Here is a 20,390-nt window from a genome sequence, read left to right as displayed (position 1 = left end):
CTAACGCCGTCCGCTGTTCATGGTTCGCGGCGTGACTACTCAGCGAACCTCCTGGGCGCTCGCTCGTGAAGCCGCCGGCCTGTTCCTAACCGCGTTCGGCCTGCTCGGCGTCCTCGTGGCGTTGAGCGCATTCCACTGGGCCGCCGGACTCTCCGCCACGATGGCCAGCCTCCTCACCACGGGCATGCTTATGCGCCCGAAGCCGAGAACAGATCGATGGGCGCACATCGCCCGCGGTGTGGTCTGCCTCCTCGGATACGGCGGCCTCACCAGCTGTGCTTTCGCACTCTGCGTCCCCCTGGGCTGGATCGGCGTCTCCCTGGCGGTCGTACTCGTCGGCCTGTGGCTCACCACCCGTGAGCACGAGGACGAGGGGGCCGCCTGATGCCCCGCCAGTTCCTCCCTGCTCTCCGCGGGCTCCTCGTTCCGCGCTCCGCCGCTCCCCCACCGCCGCCCGCCGAGACGAAGGATCTGCTCGCGGGCAACGCATACGTGTCGATGACGTACGCCGGCGTCACGAATGTGTGGGGCACGCCCGGCCGCGCGGACGGATGGGACATGGAGCGCGTCATCGTTGAGGGCTACGAGCGTTCCATCTGGACCTTCAAGTCCATCGAGGCGATCAGCAAGCACGCCAGCACCCTCCCGATCCAGATCGGCCGAGGCGGCGACGAACGGCGCTTCGAGGAGACGCTGGACAGCCACCCGCTGTTGAAGTTGCTCAACAAGAAGGCCAACCCGCTGGAGACCGGAGATGTCTTCAAGAAGCGGCTGAGCGCGCAGCTCCTTCTGTCGAAGAAGGGCGTCTTCATTGAGAAGACCTACAGCCGCGGCGGCACGCTTGTACGCCTCGACCTGCTTCCCCCGGACCGCGTTCAGATCATCCCCGACGACCGCAACGCCGATTACGTGAAGCACTTCGAGTTCACGGACTACAGCGGCCACGTCCGGGAGCTGCTGCCCAAGCACGTCATCTGGATTCGCGACCCCCATCCGCTCGACCCCTTCTGCGGCGTCACCCCGCTCGAAGCGGCGGGCCTTTCCATCGACCTGGACGTGAAGGCCCGCACTTACAACATCAGTTTTATTGACAATGACGGCAGACCTGGCGGAATCGTCGGTATCGACCTGGACGGCGTCGACCAGCGCGAAGTCGACCGCATCCAGAAGCGACTGGCGCCCGGCGCACACAACGCCGGGCAGCTCACCCTCGTCGGCACCGGCCCCGGCGGCCTCACCTATACCGACACCGCCGCCCGGCCCCGCGAGATGGCGTACGAGACGCTGTCCAGCACCGCCAAGGGCGAGATCCTGGCCGCGTTCGGCGTCCCCGAAAGCATCGTCGGCAACGCCTCCGAGCGGACCTACGCGAACGCCGACCGCGAGGAATACAACTTCTGGGATCACACGGAGCTGCCCCACCTCAACCTGATCGCCTCCGGGTTCGACCCGGACCTCGATGACGAATGGATCGTCCGCTTCGACACCTCCAGCGTTCAGGCGCTGGAGTTCCCCCGCCGCCAGGCCCGCGAGGAAGCCCGCAAGGAGTGGGAAGCCGGGCTCATCACGATCGACGAGTACCGGGAGATCGCGGGGCGGCCGGCGTTCAACGTCCCGCAATCCCGGGCCCTGTGGATCTCCCCGCAGAAGGCCCCCGTGCCCGCCAACGACCAGGACGCCGCCGCGCTGGGCCTCGGCCCCGACCAGGCGGCCGCGGGAACGCCCGGCGCCGCGCCTACCGGCGCCCCGCTCCCCCCGGGCACGGCTCCGGACACTGCGGCCGCGGACGTTGCCGCCGCACGGGCCCAGGGCGGCGCCCCCCTTGTCCTGGCCGCAGGTTCGACGGCTGCCGACACCGTCGCCGCGGCCCGCGTCACCACGACCGACAGCGGCCCCGGCGACGCAGCCGCCGACGTCGACCGCGCCCGCAGCACCCAGAACACCGCCCCGCCCGGAGACGCCGCCGAGGACGTCGACGCCGCCCGCACCTCGATCGAGACCAAGGCCCTGCCCGAGGGCGACGGATACGAGGTCACCGACGACGACTTCGACGACCTGTCCATGGCCGTGGCCGCAGCCGTCACCGCGCTCCTCGCGCGGCAGGAAGGCGTCATACTCGCCCGGCTCCGCGCGCCGAAGATCCGCAAGTACACGCGGTACTGGGAGCCCGAGAACGACGACGACGTGCGCCGCGTCGACGCCGACCTCGACCAGGACCGCGTCGTCAGCGCCGCCCGCTGGGCCGAGGAGACCAGCCAGACCCTGGCCCCGATCCTGCAACAGGCCGCCATCACCACGGCCCGTCAGGTCGGCCAGTCCCTCACCAGCACAGACGAGGTACCCCCCTCCGCAGCTGCGGCCGCCATCGCCACCGCGGTGTACGCGGGCGAGGCTATGACCACGTTCCTCCGCGAACTGGCCACAGCCCTGTTCGATGCGCAGCACGGCACACCGACGATTAGCGATCTCGAGTCGGCAGTCGCCTTCTTCTACCGAACCCAGGGCCCACGCCTGGTGGCACGGCTGTCCGAAGCCTGCGCCGTGGCGACCATCAACGGCGCCGCAGACGCAGCAGCGGAGCATGCCGGCCCTGAGGTCGTCCGGACATGGATCACTCGGGGAGACACCCGCGTACGGCCCACCCACAAGGTCCTGCACGGCAAGACGCTGCCCGTCGGTACTCCGTTCACCGTGGACGGCGCCAGCCTCCGCTACCCCGGCGACCCCTTCGCCCCCACCGCCCTCACGGTCAACTGCCGTTGCCGTCTGCACTACACGACCGACCCCAAGGAGTGACCCGCCATGTGGCCGTATATCTGGAGCGCCTGGACCGCCATCTTCGCCGTCGCCGAAGGCATTGCCCTGGCCAACAAACGCGAGGGCGACACCTTGTCCGAGAACTTCCGCAGCCTGTTCTGCACCCGCACCAGCAAGGTCGGCAGAGCCGTCTTCGCCGTTGGCTGGTTCGGGTTCTCCGGCTGGTTCGCCATCCACATCCTCACCGAGACGATGTAGCCCGCCCGGCCCCGAGGCCGCGACGCTAACCCCCTGCGCTGTGCATGGTCCGCGCCATGCTGAATCGCCCCACTGCACAGGCTGAGTCGCAGGATCTGAGTCGCGACCTCGAGGTCAAGGTCACGCGTCGGCCGTGGAATTCTGCCCTGCACCCTCGGGACAGCAAGGGGCGCTTCATCGAGACGGGTGGAACGGTCCGCCTGTGGGGCGGCAAACTCGCGCGCGTCGTCCGTGCGCTCCCGCACGACCGCATCCTGGTCCAGGACCAGAGCGGCCCCAACGAGTTCAAGGGCCGCCGGCACACCACCAGTGCCAAGTGGGTCAGCATGGTCACCCGCCCCGACGGCAGCGCGCCCACCGACGACGAAGAGAAGGTCGCCGAAGAGGACGAGCGGCGTACCAAGGACTCGCGCCGCGGCAACGGCGTGGCCCGGGACGACGACGGCGACCCGGATACCCCGAACGACCCGCACGACCAGGACGACAAGGGCCGCCCAATCGGCGACGACGATGGCGACGGCCCGGACGACGATGACGATCAGGACGAGCCCGAGGACGGCGTACACCCGGTCCACGTCGATGCCCTGCCGAACCAGCAGCACGCCACCGGGGCCCGGCACGCGGACACCGCGGCCGTCCGCCGCCACTTCACGCAGCTCGCAGAGCAGCCCGGCACGAGCCCAAACATGGCCACCTTCCTGCGCTCGGTGGCGCACGACGACGCGCTGCAAACCACCCCCTCCGGCCGCCTCGCGATCCTCCGCGACGAGAGGAACGGCCGCTTCTACCTCACGGCCACCGGCACCGGACAGCGCGTCGACGCCGCCGGCGACTTCGAAACCGCCCAGGACGCCGCGCGGTTTGCCGAACACCTCGACAAGACCGCGGTCAACGGCCGGCTCACCCAGTTGAACCAGCCGTTCGACTTCTCCGACCCGCAGCTCGACAGCGCCGCCCGCGACTGGCACTCCACCAAGGGCGAGAACATCCAAGCCGCCATCCAGCGGGCCCGGAAGGAGTTCGACGCCATACCTGTGCCCGTGGCCGCGCCGAAGGCCACCGCGGATAGCCCGGCCGACGGCAACGGCCAGCGCTTCAGCACGCTCCAGGCCGTTCGAGCCCACTGGCAGCAGCGCCTCGGCCAGATCAACGACATCGGCCCGGACAGCCTCCGAGAGCAGCGCGCCGCACAACACCTCGAAGGGCTGATCGGCAACGACCGGATCAAGCTCGTCGGGCGCGGCCAGTTCGTCGTCGGCCAGGACCAGAACGGGGAGTGGTTCCTGGTCGCTACCGGCAGCGGCCTGCCGCTCCGCCGCCGGTGGACTTCTCAGCAGGACGCGCAGGCGTTCGCCCAGTCCTTCACTGCCGATGCCCCCATGGGGGACGACGGAAAGCCGCTGGACCTGTCGGACCCCAACACCCGCATCACGACATGGCGGTCCGAAGACAACCGTTCGATCAGCGAAGTCATCGACGCGGCCGCCGAGAAGTTCCAACGCGACAACGCCGCGGACGGCGGGCCCGAGGCCACCCCGACGCCGACCGCAGCCCCGGAGAAGACCGCCGCTCCGCAGACAGCGGAGCCCCCGGAGGAGCGGCAGGCGCCTGCGCTGCCGGGCAACGCCGAACCCGTCGAGGGCGTCGACGGCTACCACTACGTCAACGACGGCGGATCGATCACCCTGTACGGCCCGGACGGTCAGATCGCCGCGACCAGCGAGCGCGGTTACCCGCCGAAGGCCAAGATCGACGGCGTCACTGTGCCCGTGCCGCAGTACCCGAAGCAGGGCGCTGCGGTGATGGCTCGGCTGCACCGTGCCGCCCATAACCCGGACCGGCGTGACCGAATCACCGCGGCCTGGGTCATGAAGCCCGGCAAGGACGGCAAGCCCGCCAAGCGGGTCATGGTCTTCAGGGGCACCATCAAGGGCGACGAGCGGGACTACGACGCCGTGGGTTCCACTCGCGCCATCAAGTGGGCCCCGTCCATGGGCGCGTACTCGACCCAGTCAAACATGACCGAGGCCACGCGGGATGAGCGGATCTCGGAGGTCCTGTCCAAGCTCGCCCGTCAGGGCCGCAACATCCACGTCACCGACGAGACGGCCGCGGGCAGCCCCGACGCCCCGGCCAACGCCGTCGACGAGACCGAGGCTCTGCGCAAGGCCATCGCCACCGCGGACGACACCCGCCTGTCGCAGATGAAGCAGGACCGGTGGGGAACGCTCAGCCGCACCCGCTCCGAGGCCAACCGCCGACGTCTGAACTCCGAGATCGAAATGATCAACGAGGAGCTGAAGCGCCGCCGGCAGGAGCGGGACGAGGCCGCCGCCCGGGACGCCACGTCGCTCAGCGACGACGACATCGCCCACCGCATCCGCCAGTCGCAGGAGGAGCGCGGTATGTACGGGGCTCGCAAGCGCCAGGAGGCCAACGATGTCGAGCGTGCCATCTACAGCGAGCGCCGCCGCCGCTCGCAGGCCCTCGTCGACGACGACACCGACCTGACCACGGCCGCCGAGGACGACCTGGCGAAGGCCCGCGAGACCATCGCCGAGCGGGTCCGCATGCACCAGGGCGCCGGCGACGACGCCGAGGCCGAGCGCACCATGCGCCAGACGTTGCAGAACCGGCACGACGCCATCGTCGGCGAGCAGCAGCGCCGCCATGCCGAGAAGATCGCCGATCGGCGAGCGGTCGCGGACCTCACCGACGAGGAACTGTCGGAGGAGTACAACGACCTGCTTCGACGGGACTTCCGGAAGGCAACGCCGGAGGCCCAGCAGGTCCTCGAAGGCCGCATGGAGGACGTCAAGCGGGAGCGCCGCGACCGGGAGAAGCGGGCCATCACCGACCGGGACGCCCCCGAGAACTTGACCGACAAGGACCTGAAGGCGGAGTACACCGAGCTTCGCCGCGCTCGCTCCTCGTACAACGAGACCGACGACGTCAAGGCGGCCCGCAAGGAGCGCATGGCCGCGCTGGAGGCCGAGCAGAACCGCCGCAGCGTCACGCCGGAGGTCGAGCAGTTCCTCGCGCGCGTCGACAACCCCGACGACAACGGCGTGATCAGCATCGACGGTCGCAGTGACTACGGCTACGTCGACTACCGAGACCAGACGCACGGGCACACAACGCGCGAGATCGGGTGGACTTGGGGCGAACACTCCTGGGGGCACGAAGACCGCGCCTATCCCTCGCGTGCCGCAGCTCTAGCGGCCATGGTCCAGGCGTACGACAACGACCCTGACACCCGCGGCGAACGCACCTGGGGCCGCAAGCGGCGCGTATTCGTGCCGAAGATGTTCGCCGAGCTGTACCAGAACGAGCGCTTAGGCGACCGCCTCGCCGACGCCAGCGAGGAGCGGCAGTACCTCTACAGCCTCTTCCGGGACCGGTACGGCTGGGACGACGGCGTGAACCCGCTGGTGCCCAGCGGCAAGAAGGGCCACAGCATCAAGGGCCGCAACCTGCACGTGCCCGAGGGCCTCCTCGCGGAGCTGAACCGCGTGACAGAGGAACTGTCGCGGGAAATGTCCGTGCGCGCCACGAACCGGGACGCGGACGCCTCGGACCGCTCGTGGGCCAAGACGCGGCTCGCGTCCATCAACGTGGCTCTGCACGGCATTGAGGCGGTGCGTGAGGAAGTCCGCAAGAATGGCGGGAACGACGACCAGAAGGTCATCTCCCGTGAGGAGATCGAGGCACAGCAGGCCGCGCTCCGTGAAGCGCTGGGAGGCGACGACGATGAGCATGTTCAGTCCGACGGTCCGGGATCACTGGCGGACGTACCGGCCGCAGGAGTGGGCGGCGATGACCGATCCGGAGGCGTTCGTGAAGGCGAAGGCCGAGGAGATCGAGACTCGGATTCTGGTGGCCGAGCAGGCACTGGAGGAAGCGGTGCCGGAGCCGACGGAGTACGAGGCTCAGGTCGGCCGGCTCAAGCAGATCAGGGCGGACGCGACGGCGATGGTCTTGGCGGAGCTTCTGCCGGAGCCGGAGCCCGGGGCGGAGAAGGCGCCGGAGCAGACGCCGATGGAGCAGCACCTGCAGGAGATCAGGGACCTGATGTACGACGCGTAGCGCGGTTCCGGCCGGACCCGGCCGACGCGCCGAAGGGCGCCCGCGCGCGTGCGACGGCCAACGTCGAGGCCATCCGCGTCCTCAAGAAACTGGAGGCCGAGAACCGGCCGGCCACCGGCGAGGAGCGGCGCATCCTCGCCCGCTGGTCCGGCTGGGGCTCGGTGCCGATCCTCTTCGCCAACGAGCCGAACGAGAAGGAGCCCCGCTACCAGCAGGGCGGCGCCCGGTACGGCAAGTTCGCTAAAGACCACGAGCGGTGGTCCGAGTACAGCGACATCCGCAGCGAGTTGCAGCGCGTACTCACACCGGTGGAGTTCCGGCAGGCTTCCCGCGGCGTGCTGTCCATGCACTACACGCCGCAGCCCATCGCCCAGGCGATGTGGGAGGGCCTTGGCGCGTTCGGCTTCCACCGCGGCGACATCCTCGAAGCCGGCTCCGGCGCGGGCACGTTCTTCGGCGTCGCCCCAGACGGTGCACGCCTGACCGGTGTCGAGCTGGACCCGACCACAGCCCGCATCGCCCAGACGATCTACCCGCACGCCAACGTCCTGAACGAATCCTTTGCGGAGACCGACGCCCGACCGGGCACCTTCGACGCCGCGATCGGCAACGTCCCCTTCGCCCAAGTGCCCTTCGATGACAAGCGGTACCCGGCGGAGAGCCTGCACAACGGTTTTGTCACCAAGGAGATCGCCCTCGTCCGGCCCGGCGGCATCACCGCCGTGATCACCTCCCGCCAGACCCTCGACTCCAAGGGCGACAAGGCCCGCCGCCAGATGGCCAAGTACGGCGACCTGGTCGGCGCCGTCCGCCTGCCCTCCGGCGTCTTCAACGACGCCGGCACCGGGGTCACCACCGACGTCCTCGTATTCCGTCGCCGCGAGGACGGCACTGAGCCGGCCGACACATCATGGCTGGACGCCCCCGAGCGGGACATCAACGGCACCGCGCACCACATCAACGCCTACTTCGATGAGCACCCCGAGCACATCCTCGGCACGCTGACCACGAAGTCCGGCCCGTACGGGCCCGAGGTGACCGTCAAGGGCGACCCGGCGAAGGCCGCCGAACAGCTCCGCGCCGCGCTCGACGACATCGCCACCAAGGCGAAGGCCGACGGCCGCGGCTACGAGCCGCACCCCGACGGCGACAACCGGCCCCCGGTGCAGCTCCAGACCGCCCGGGAGAAGCACGCGAACGACTGGACCGGCCGCCTGTACGAGGGCGACGACGGCCAGTTCTACCAGCACGTCAACGGCGCCGAACCGGTCCTGCTGGAGCCGGCCGACGGCAACACCGCCCAACTCCGCGCCCTCATGCAGCTCCGCGACGTCGCCGCCGAGCTACGCGAGTTGGACCGGAAGAACGACGAGGAGGAGCGCGCCGAGGCCCTGCGAGCCCAGCTCCGGAACCTGCATGCCGCCTACGTTGCAGAGCACGGGCCGCTGTCCAAGCCCGGTCAGCACCGCACCAAGGGCGGCCGCCCCACGGCGTGGGGCTACTTCCGTGCCGACCCGGACGCCGCGGCGGTCCTGGCCCTGGAACGGTGGGACGCCGACAAGGACGAGGCCGTCCTCTCCCGCGTCTTCATCGAGCGTGCCGCCGCCCGTCGGCAGCCGCTCTCCTCGACCGACGACCCGAAGGCGGCCCTGGCCGCGGTCGTTGCTGCCAAGGGCGAGGTGGACCTCGGCGAGGTCGCGCGGCTCCTCGACGTCGACCCGCAGGAGGCATTGAAGCGCCTCGGCAACGAGGTCTTCACCGATCCGGAGACCGGCCGCCTGGAGCTGGCTGGCGCCTACCTGTCCGGGGGCGTCCGCGACAAGCTCGACGCCGCCCGCAAGGCCGCCGAGCGCGACCCGGCGTACGCGGTCAACGTGGCCGCGCTGGAGGCCGTCCAGCCGCCGGACCGGACCATCGGCCAGTTCACCCCGGAGATGGGCGCCCACTGGACGCCTCCGGAGCTTCTGCAGAACTTCCTGCGCGAGTACCTGGGCGACCGCACCCTCCGTGTCGCACATGACGACCGGTACGGCTGGATTCTCAACGCCGGCCGCGTGCCCGAGGCCAACAACGTCATGTACGGCGTCGCGGCCGCCCCGGAGAAGGGCACGAAGGGGAAGACCGCCCTTGAGATCGCCCGCGCGATTCTCGGCTTCGGCTCGCTGACCGTCTACGAGGACGACAAGCGCAAGGAAGTCGACGAGGCCACCTCACGTCTGATCCGGCAGAAGGCCGACCAGATGCGGGCCGAGTTCGCCAAGTACGCCACGGCGAACGCCGAGCGGCTGAGCGTCCTCACCGACTCGTACAACCGCATCATGAACGGGCACATCGTCCGTTCGTACGAGGGCATGTCGCCCACGCTCGAGGGCTTCACCCCCGACCGGAACCCGCACGCCTGGCAGCGCTCCGGCGCGGCCCGGATGCAGTTCGAGCGGGGCGTGATCCTCGCCCACGAGGTGGGCCTCGGCAAGACGTCGACGCTCGTCATGGGCATCCAGGCGCTCAAGGCGTCCGGGCAGATCGAGAAGCCCATGGCCGTGGTGCCCAACCACCTGGCCAAGCAGTGGGCGGACGAGGCCCGGTTCCTCTACCCGAACGCCGACATCCACCTGATCACCTCGGCGGACCTGGCCGGCGACCGGCGCGGCAGCACGCTGGAGTGGCTGCGCGCGAACAAGCCGGACCTGGTCATCTTCACCGAAGAGGCATTCGGCTCGATCAAGATGAGCCCGGAGGCTCAGGACGAGTACGAGTTCCGGGAGCTGGAGGGGCTGCGCGAGCAGCTTGACCGCCAGTACGAGGATGCCGACAACCCCAACCACCCGTTCATCGTCGCGAAGATCGAGCAGCGCATCGCGACGGTCAGCAAGAACATCAACAAGAACGCCGCCCCGATGCGGCGGCCGGGCGAGACGTACTGGGATGACCTCGGCTTCGACTACTTCGTCGTCGACGAGGCCCACCGCTACAAGGGCGTCGGCTTCCGCTCGAAGGAGGCCGGCGGCGACCCGGCGTCGATCCGCGGTGTCGACCTCCACCAGAAGACCACCGACCTGCACCGCCGCCGCCAGGGCCGCGCCACCATCACGCTCGCCACCGGAACGCCGCTGTCGAACTCAATCAGTGAGCAGTTCACCATGCTCCAGTTCGCGGCGCCGTGGGTGCTGGACGCGTACAAGGCTGGCGCCCCGGACCTGTGGGCCAACACCTTCGGCCGCAAGACCCTGCGCATCGAGAACGCCCCCGACGGCTCCGGCCTCCGCGTGGTGGAGCGGTTCTCCGAGTTCCACAACAAGCGCGCCATGAAGACCATGTGGGGCCTGGTCGCGGACACCAAGCGCGCCGACGACGTCGGCATACCCCGGCCGAAGGTCAAGGGCGGTGCCCCCAACCTGATCCTGGTCGACGCGACGCCCGACCAGAAGAAGCGTCTCAAGGGGCTCGTCGCCCGCGGCCGCGCCATCCACAACGGCGAGGTCGACCGCCACGAGGACAACATGCTCGCGGTGTCCAACGAGGGCACCAGCGTGGCCCTCGACCCGCGGCTCATCGACGCCAAGGCCCCAGCCGGCAACAAGCTCAAGGCCGTCGCTGACCGGCACGTCGAGCGATACCACGCCAACAAGGACCGGGTCTACAAGATCGCGTACGGCAGCAACGAGAACCACCCGGTCCCCGGCGCACTTCAGATGATCTTCCTGAACGAGGGCGTTCCGGGCGGCAAGAACAAGGGCAACTTCGACGCCTACGCCGAGCTCAAGCTGCACATGGTCGCGGGCGGGATCCCCGCCGACAAGATCGCTTTCGTCCAGGACGCCAAGAAGTCCGGCAAGCCGGAGGACATGACGGAGCTGTTCCGGAAAGCCCGCGAAGGTGAGATCGCGGTCCTCATCGGCTCCAGCTCCGTGGCGGCCACGGGTATGAACGCCCAGGACCGCATGGTCTCCGTCACGCACGTCGACCTCGACTGGGGCGCCGCGCTGATGGAGCAGCGCAACGGCCGTGGCCTGCGGTACGGCAACCAAAATCTGGAACTTGAGATCGACATCTTCGCGACCAAGGGCTCCATGGACGGCTGGAAGGCCGGATTCGTCGCAGCCAAGGCCGAGGGCCTGGTCGACATCCAGCGACCGGAGCCGGAGGACGGCGACTCCAGCGACGTCGTCCAGGAGATCGACGGCGCCGAGTTCGACTACGAGACGATGGAAGCCGAGATCGGCGGCAACCCCTACATGAGCCAGCTCATGAAGGCCCGCCGCCGCCTCAAGGACCTGGAGATCGACCAGCACAACGAGGCCGCCGAACGCATCCGCCGCGCAGAAACCCTCGAAGTACTGCACCAGGAGTCCCAGGCCACCCGCGACGGCATCCAGCGCCGCGAGCAGGCACTGCCCCGCATCCAAGAAGCCGGCGACCAGTTCCGCATGCCCCTCAGCGGCTCCCCGTACGGCGAGCGCTCCGATGCTGGCAAGGCCCTGCACCGGGAGATCACCGCCCGCCTCCTGGCGCACGACCGCGTGGGCCTGAGCGACTGGCACATCCTCGGCCAGTTCCGCGGTCTGGACTTCGGTGTCCGCACCGAACGCGACGCGGACGGCAAGCTCCTCGCGCACGTCGGATTCCCCGACCTGCGGCACTCCGGCTTCGAGCGCACCGTGGAGGACCTGCAGAAGAGGGGCGCCGGGTCGGGCATGATCACCCGCCTCGGCAACGCTCTCGACAAGGCGCCGGCGTTACAGGAGTCGGACCGGGCCAAGGTGCCGGAGCTGGACGAGCAGATAGCCCTGCTCCAGTCCGCGCACGCGGCCGCGGACCTCACTCCGCAGATCGACCACGCCCGCAAGCGGTCCCACCTGCTCGAGGAGATCGTCGCCCGGGTAACCGACCTCGACGCGAAGCCGGAGATCGACGCCGACGAACTCGACAAGAAGAAGTACAAGAAGCACGACCGCGAGGTGATCGCGAAGGAGCGGCGCGAGGAGCGCGCGCCGCTGCAGGCCGCGGTCGACGAGGCCGTGGCGAACCTCCAGCGCTGGGACGAGCAGAACCCGGCGCCGGAGCAGGATGACACCGTTCATCTCTCCGAGGACGAGGTGCGCGAAGCCCTCGCCCGCCTCCGCCCGGAGCCCAGCACCACCCCGCAGCCCGACGCCCCGGAGACCAGCGACCGCAGTTCCGCCGATACCGACGTCGACGAGCCGAACACCGACGGGACGGAGACCCCCCACACCACCGGCTGGGGCAGCGGCAACGAGCCGTCGGCCGACGTGCCGACGGCGGGCCGCACGGGCGACCAGAACAACGGTCAGGACCAGGACGACGTCGTTCGCCTCTCCGAGGAGGAGGTGAACGACACCCTCGCCGGCATCCAGCCGGACGCCGACACGACCACCACCGGCACAGCCGACACCAGCGAGCTGGACGAGCCGCTGCGGTACGCGTGGGACAAGCCGGAGGACTTCGTCACCCTGACCATGCCAGCCGCGCTCGTCGACTTCCTGGATGTCGACGAGACCGCCGCCATGGAGGACCCCGATACCCGGAAGGCCCTCAAGGAAGCCAAGCCTGGCCGCCGTGGCACGCTCCAGGTGACCGGACCGATTGAGGTACACCGCGCCCTCCTCCAGTGGGCGTGGACGCTCGAGGGCGGAGAGGGGCTGGAGTCCGACCCCGGCGAGGTTCGGGCCTACAAGGCGTACGCGAAGCGCATTGACGAGGCCGATGCCGACCTGCAGCGCCGACGCGCCGAGCGGGAGGCTGCGGCCGCCGATGATTCCGACAAGAGCGACGACGCCCCGGAGGCCGATGCAACGCATGACGGCGGCAGCAACGAGCCGCCGGCCGACACCCCAGCAGTCGACGGCCTGTTCAGCAAGGAGAAGGCCGACAACCGGCATGTGCTGGACGCACTCAAAGAGGAGTACCTCGAGCAGTTCCCCGACGGTAGGCCAGACCGTGTAGCGCAACTTGCTGACGAACTATTCAACTTCCTTGACCAGCAGTGGGGCGAAGCGGCAGGAGACACCTTCGGGCCGGCCAGTGGTGTCGCGCTGCACCTAGCCGAAACCCTCCACGACTTGGAGATGACACCAGACGAGCGTTCCGGCCGTTTCGGCGTACAAGTTGGTGCCATCGCCGAAGAACTCCGAAGGCGTCGTGTTGCCTTCGATACCCCTGGTTCAGGCGAGGACAACGTCACCCTGACCCCGGACGAGGTGTCCGATCAGCTCGACGCCGTACGCCCCGAAGGGTCCAAGGCGCCGTCCTCCATGGACGATGGCGAGATCCGCAACGAGATCCTGGACCTGATGGGCCGCGAGATGGCGGGAGAGCTCTTCGGCGCAAACCGTACCCGCCTGCAGGTCCTCGAAGCAGAGGAAGCCCGACGCGCCGGCCGCGCGCCGAAGCGCGAGGAGCAGCCGAAGCCGAAGCAGACCGTCGAGCCCGGTGGACTCTTCGACGTTGACCAGCCAGCCCCCCGACAGGCCGACGGCGCCGCCGACCCCGGCAACCCCGAGGACCGGCCCGACGACCGCTTCGGCACCCCGGACATGTTCGCCGACGCCGAGGGCCGCGACACTGCGGGCCTGCGCCCGGCACGCATGCGCAACCCCGCCGAACTGGAGCCGGGCGACCGGTACACGGACGCCGACGGCCGCACACGCACCGTGTCCGAGCCGCCGGTGAAGACGCCTCGTGGCCGGACCCGCATCGTCACCGATGACGGCGAGGAGCGCTTCTACAACGCCGACGCTCGGGTGCGTCTGCGCTACCCGGACGAGGAGATCCCCGACAACGACACCGACGAGCAGTCCAGCAGCGAGGATGCCGACAACGCTCCGGCCGTTGACGAGCCGGATAGCTCCGAGCCGGACGTCGACGAGCCCGCGGCCGACGAGCCGGAAGCGACCACGGACCGCGACCGCAGCAGCGCCAAGGACCGCGTCGACCGCATGTCCGACCTCATCGACCAGGCCACTGACGGGGCGGGCGGAGACGAGCTGCCCGAGGTCAGCGAGATCCGGAACGCCTTGAGCCGGGCCGAGGACGCCGACGACCCGGAAGCCGAGCTGCGGTCCGCAGCCGACCGGCTCGACGACCTCGCGGATATGTACGAGCTGGGGGGCCCGGACGGAGAGCGCGCAGCAGAGCTGTTCCGGCACGCTGCCCGCATCGCGAGGGGCGAGGACGATGACGACCGTCGCGGCGACGACAACGATCGCAGCGAGGACGACAACGACACCCCCGACGCTACGAACCAGGACTCCGAGGAGGGCCAGGACGACGAGCGACGTCGGCGTCGCCGCCGAGACGGTGCCACAGACGGCGGCGCCGCCGACCCGGACGGCGCCCCCGACACACCTACCGATGACGAGGACGGCGACGACAGCCCCGACGCTCTGAACAACGCTGACGACGAGCAGAACGAGCCGGACGCGCGGGACGAGGGCGAGCAGGACGACCGCGACCGACGTCGTCGACGCCAGCGTCGCCGCCGCGACGGCGATGGCAACTCCGGCCCTGGCGGACCGGGCGGGCCCGGCCTGCCGCACATGAACCTCCCCGACTTCAACGCCCCGAACCCGAGCGGAAACAGTGGTGACGGAGACGGCGGAGACAGCAGGGATGGCAGTACAGCCCGCGGCCGCACCCCCGCGCGGCACCGTGACCTCGATTCGCTGCGCCGCGCCTGGAGGAGCGGCGACGACCTCACCGCCGCCGAGGACAGCCCGCAGCGCCGTGCCGTCCTCGCCCAGGCAGCCGACCGTGCCGGCTTGGTGCTGTCCCCGGACGGTGGCCTGGTGACGTGGCCGGAGCCGCAGCAAGACGGCACCACTCTGTGGCACTTCGCTCAGGCCCGGAACGGCACCAACCTGCCCGGCCTGACACTGGCCACCGACGACCCCGAGGAGGCCCGCGCCCTCGCCAGCCGCTTCGAGGCGATTACCGGCCGCGACGGGCAACCCTTCGACTGGCACCAGCCGTGGGGGCCGAGCACCGTCGCCCAGTGGCGCGACGGGGAAGGCCGCAAGCTGCAGCACGCCCTGCACGCCGCCCTCGACGACTTCGAGCAGCAGCGCGCTGCCGACCGCCCGGAGTCCCAGCCGGAGTCCCAGCGGGAGCCCGAGCCGGAGCGGATGCCCCTACCGGACGATCTCACCACCTTGGACGACGACGCCCTGATCAACGCGTGGAGTAACGATCTCAGCGACGACGACCAGAAACGCCTCATGGAGGAGATGGACCGACGCGACGGCTACACGGACCAGCGTGTTCGCAGTGTCCTTCCGGATGCCCCGCCGACCGACGCCGAAGAGGCCGAGCGCCGCGCGAAGGCCGTGGACGAGGCCCTGGGCTTTGCCGGTACCGATGTTCCCCGCGCACGTCGCACCCGCGAGGACATCATCCGTGCGGAGTTCGCCGACTTCGACGAGGCCCGATACCAGCAGGCCATCGAGGCGACAAACGGCTACTTCTACAACCGCGAGCACAAGTACGGCGACGACCGTCCGAGCGAACGAGAGCTGTTCTCCGGTGGAGAGCTGGCCAAGTTCGGCCGCTGGATGAAGTACGCCAGCGAGGAACTGATCGACTGGTACAAAGCCAACGGCGACCGCATCACCTACAACCAGTTCCGGCAGCAGCACCGCGACAACGACCGCATCGAGCGGCAACGCTACGAGGAGCAGCGCCGCCAGGCCGCGGCGGACGCCGACGCTCCGGAGAGCACGACCAGCGACGGCACTTCGGGCGATGCTTCCGGCACCGACACCCCCGGGGCGGACACGAGCGCACCCCGGTTCAACGACCTCGACGCGGTTCGCGACCGCATCCGCCGCGGCGAACTGGACGAACCGAGCAGTTCCGGCTCCGAGCCGGGCGAGGACCGGCTGAACGCCATCGCGAACAACCCCACCTTGGAGCTGACCCCGGGCGGGCGCCTCACCATCCGCGACGCGAACCAGGAGACGCAGTACAACGCGCCTTGGTGGTGGGTCGCAGCGCCAGGCTCTATGGAAGGTCTCTTCCAGGCTCGGAACAGGGCGCAGGCACTCCAGTACGCGCGCCTGTTGGAGGAGATCCGCGACGCGGACGGCAACCCGTTCCCATGGGACGCTCCCGACGCCGCAGAGCGCGCTCGTACCTGGCGTGGGCCCAACGGCGAAGTCCTCGGCCAGGCCATCGCTCAGCGGATGGTCGAAGGCGCCGACTCCGGCGAACTCGCCGACTGGCCGGACGACCAGATCGACAAGGCCCGCGCCTACCTCGGCCGGGAGCACGCCCTCGACCGGTACTACGACGAGTGGCGAGCACAGCAGATCGCCGACGGTTACACGGTCCCCGTCGACATACAAGATTCCCAGGCCGGTGACGACGTCAGCGCCCTGGACCCGAACCGCTACGACCGCCCCGTCACCACGCGGGGCCGACTCAGCGGTGATCTGCGTGTAGGCGGGCAAAGCCAGGTCGGTCAGTGGCCTTTCGGCATCGGCGGTGACTACAGCTCCAACACGGCGGACAGGGCCGAGGAGATCGACGGCGACAGTTCACGCATTACCTCCTTGCCCGGCCTGCGTTTCGTCGACAACCCGAATCGGCCGACTGCCTTCCGCCGCCCCCGAGATGGCGAGGAGGACGGGAACGGCCGCGCGGAAACGCCACAGCCGAAGCCCTCGAGCAGTGCGGCGCCCGCCACGCGCCGACAGCCCGCCACGGACCGCGCTCCCGCGGAGCCCGAACCGTCCGCCCCTTCGGCGCCGGCCGACGAGCCGCAGAGCGAACCCGAGCCCGTGGGTGGCCAGCCCGCGCACTGGGCCCGGGTCCGCGACCTCGTGCAGGGCGACCTGGTCCGCATGGACGGCCAGACGAGGAACGGCCGCGCCATCACGCGGTCCGGCTACGTCTACACAGGCCCCGTCGACGTGGAGGTCACCCGCAACGGCCGCACCGAGCGGATGCTGCGCACGTACATCACGGAGCACCCGGACGGCACCGGTAAGCGCGGCAACGTCTTCACGCCGCTGAACGCTGCCGCGGCGCGGGCCAAGGCGCCCGACGACGTGGTGCCCGGGTCCCCGGCCAGCGGTGCCCAGAGCGCCGTCCAGACCGGAAACCTGCCTGACGTGGTCCCGGCGGATCGGAACGGCCGGGGCCTGTTCCCGGGCAGCACTGTCACCGGTGTTGACGGGCTGCAGACCCGTGAAGGCACCATCACGGGCGCCACCAACACCACGGTGTCCGTGCGCTGGGACAACGACACCACCGCCAACGGACTGTCGCCGAACACCCTCACCGTCACCGGTGGCGACCGTCCCGACGGCTGGACCCAGTCCGGGCAGCGCGTGACTCCGCGGCACATCGTGGCCGACACCGACGGCGCCCTCCTCGGGCCCGTCGACGAGGTCAACGGCGACCGTGTCACCATCACCACCGCAGAGGGCACCATCACGCGGAGCGCCGGAGACCTCCAGGTCGCCGGTGAAGTCCGCGACGACACCTTGGGCGCCGATCCCGTCACCGGCATCGGCGACTCGGCGGCCGCGGACCTCAAGGTGGACGACGTCGTGGTCCTGGACCTCGACGGCACGCCCACCACCGTGGCGGTCACCCGTATCAACCGTGATGGTGACCGCGTCACCATCGACTTCGCCGACACCACCACGGGCGAGATCGACCAGATCGACGTGGACGCCGCCCAGGTATTTCCACGGGCCCAGGGCGCCGACGGCACCCCTCCCGACCTCGGGCCGGACGACATCCCGGACGCCCCGGACGACCTGACCGTGCACGAGCCGCCGCATCGCGTCGAGCCCGTCACCGGTCCGACCGTCGATCCCGATCTCACGACGGGCGACCGGGACATCATCGGCGACCTTGCCGACGGCCCGGACGACGACCCCGACGCCCAGCAGGCCGCCGTCCGCATCACCGGCGACCTGCCTGTCACCCCGGAACAGGCCGCCGCACTCGCTGCGCAGCTCCGCAACTCTGCCGACACCTCGACCCCGGAAGGCCGTGCTGCCCTGCGCGCCGCCAACCATCTGGACCGGGCCATCGGCCGAACCCCTCCGCCCGAACTCAACCGACCGCGGCCGTCGAACGCCGCCCAGGTCGGGGAAGACGACACGGTCGCCATCCCCGACGACCGTGGCAACCACGTGCGCGTCTACCGAGTCCGGGGGGTCGAGGACGGCCCCGGCAGTACGCGCAATCTCTTACTGGAAGGCGAGGACGGCCGGACGCGCCGCCGTGTCGTCCATGGAGCCATGCCACTGTGGCAGCTTGGTGAGCCTCAGTCGGACGGCGAGAGTGGACCGGACGACACCGCCCTTGTACCGGGCGCCCCGAGTGCGCCGATCCCGGGTCTGCCGGCGGCCGGTGCCCCGCGGGACCCCAACCCGTCCACGCAATCCGACGCCGACCGGATCGTCGCCGACCATCCGCGGGCGGTCGCCGCACGCATCATCGACGAGGCGACTGCGGGCACCGAGCCGCCCGGCGACATCCACGCTCTGCGCGAGCAGATCGCCCAGCGCCTGACCGCCGAGGCCCTGCGCGACGCACGTCAAACCGCGCGCCAGGACGCCGCCGCAGCGCTGGACGCCGCGGGCATCACCGGCCGCGACCGGGCCGCAGCGCAGCAGACCCTCAAGCGGATACGGCAGGATGCCCACACCGCGACGGTGCGCGCTGCCCTGCGCACCATCAACGACCTGGAGCCGCTGCCCGACGAGAGCGACGAGGACCTCGCCGCGCGGGCCCGCGACCTCCTCAGCCTCATCCCCGACCAGATCAGAGGAACCCCCAACGGGCCCGACAACGACGGCAACGCAGACGTCTCCCGCACCGTTGGCGGGCACGTCGACGACGCCGTGAACGCGCTCCTGCAGCAGCTCCAGGCCGCGGGCGTGGACCCGGGCGACGCCGACCGCATCGCTCGCATCCTCACCCAGCAGATGGACGGGTCCCGACAGGCCACCGCCCGGCAAATCGCCCACCAGGTCACCGCGGCGTCCCCGCAGGCCGGCCGCCAGCCGGGGCTGTTCGCCCGGATTGTGGCCGCGCTCATCCAACTCGCTAAGCGCTTCGCGGAACTCCTGCGGGCCGGAGCCCGGAAGATCGCCGAGAAGTACCGCGGCGCCCGTGAACGCTTGCGACGCCTGCGCGCCTTCCTTGGCCGCCTCGCCCGCCGCGTCCGGGAGTGGCCTGAGTCCCGGCGTCTGGCCCACCTGCACCGAGCCCTCGACCTGCCCGGAGCCGATGGCCAGTCCCTGGCCGCCCGGATCTCCCACTGGGCGGGCCTGATGCCGGAGCCCGGACGCTTCGGCCAGACCCAGCGCCGTGTCACCTGGTGGAAGCCCACGACGTGGGCGCAGCTTGCCGCCGGACGACTCCCGGGCCGCAGCGACCGCACTCAGTGGGCACCGGACCGGGCCGCGGACGGTGGCCCCGGCCTGACCGCGCTCCGCCACCTTGCAGCACTACGGGCGGTCGGCGGCGACGTCGACGAAGACGTGATTCGCCGTCTGGCCGACCTCCTGAGCGACGACTTCGGCGGCGACCCGCACGGCACGTTGCAGCGCGCAGACGACTACGTGGCGCTCACCGAGCGCCGCCTGGTCAACCTCCAGGCCGCCCACACCGGAAGCGCCCTGCCAGATGACCCCGACCTCGAGATCGAGATCACCGCGGCTCGGGCCGAAGCTGCAGCAGCTCGCCGGGAGTGGGCGGACCTGCGGGCCCAGTACGCCGCGGCGGTCCCGGACGCGGTCGCGGCGGCACTCGCCGAGATCCGCCATATGGGCCCCGAAGGGAACGCCGGCCTCGTGTTCGGCCCGGACTCCACCCCGGACGCCGAGCGGGCCGTACGGGACGTGCAGTACCTCATGCCGCGGGCGTGGCTCAACACGCCAGCCGGCCGCCGGGTGACGGCTGTGGACGGCCAAGAGGGCCGCTACGAGCCCGACACGCAGCGAATCACCGTCGCCGACCTCGCCGACAACGGGCTGGGCACCGCCGGGCACGCCCTGGCGCAGCACCTTGCCCGGCACTTGGACGACTTGGACGCCGCCCAGCGCGTGTTCTGGTTCAACCAGACCCACACCGGCCGACCGGGCGCTCGCCGCATGCGACGCAGTCCTCTCAGCCGCCTCCTGCGTCGCCAGCAGACGCAACCGGACACCGGTGACACCCTCGCCCGGTCCGTTCAATCGATGTTCAACGGCGACTGGTACCTGGATGACGACCTGCGGGCGTTCCTCCTGGGCCTGCTCGCCACCCGATGA

Annotated in this window: 4 protein-coding genes; all 4 read left to right on the top strand. The window is 70.2% G+C overall.

Annotation, left to right across the window (positions count from 1 at the left end; all coding sequences use genetic code 11):
* Window positions 1-31 precede the first annotated feature (31 nt).
* The 4 genes from ACFV9T_RS30820 to ACFV9T_RS30805 are packed head-to-tail and all read left to right on the top strand — an operon-like array spanning window position 32 to window position 20,390.
* Complete coding sequence (locus tag ACFV9T_RS30820) at window positions 32-385, top strand: hypothetical protein (protein ID WP_385445728.1); 354 nt, start codon at window positions 32-34, stop codon at window positions 383-385.
* Window positions 385-2,796 carry a phage portal protein gene (locus ACFV9T_RS30815; protein ID WP_385445727.1) on the top strand — a complete coding sequence of 804 codons (2,412 nt, stop codon included), beginning with the start codon at window positions 385-387 and terminating at the stop codon, window positions 2,794-2,796. The genes ACFV9T_RS30820 and ACFV9T_RS30815 overlap by 1 nt, the downstream gene beginning before the upstream one ends.
* Window positions 2,797-2,802: 6 nt before the next feature.
* Window positions 2,803-3,015: a hypothetical protein gene (locus ACFV9T_RS30810; protein ID WP_385445726.1), complete on the top strand. Its 213-nt coding sequence runs from the start codon at window positions 2,803-2,805 to the stop codon at window positions 3,013-3,015.
* A gap of 56 nt (window positions 3,016-3,071) precedes the next feature.
* A complete protein-coding gene (locus ACFV9T_RS30805; RefSeq protein WP_385445725.1) occupies window positions 3,072-20,390 on the top strand; it encodes a hypothetical protein in 17,319 nt (5,772 codons plus the stop codon).

It is taken from the genome of Streptomyces sp. NPDC059850, from assembly GCF_042731515.1.
GTDB lineage: Bacteria > Actinomycetota > Actinomycetes > Streptomycetales > Streptomycetaceae > Streptomyces.
Note: the sequence above shows the minus strand (reverse complement) of the source record. Positions and strands in the feature narration are given on the sequence as shown.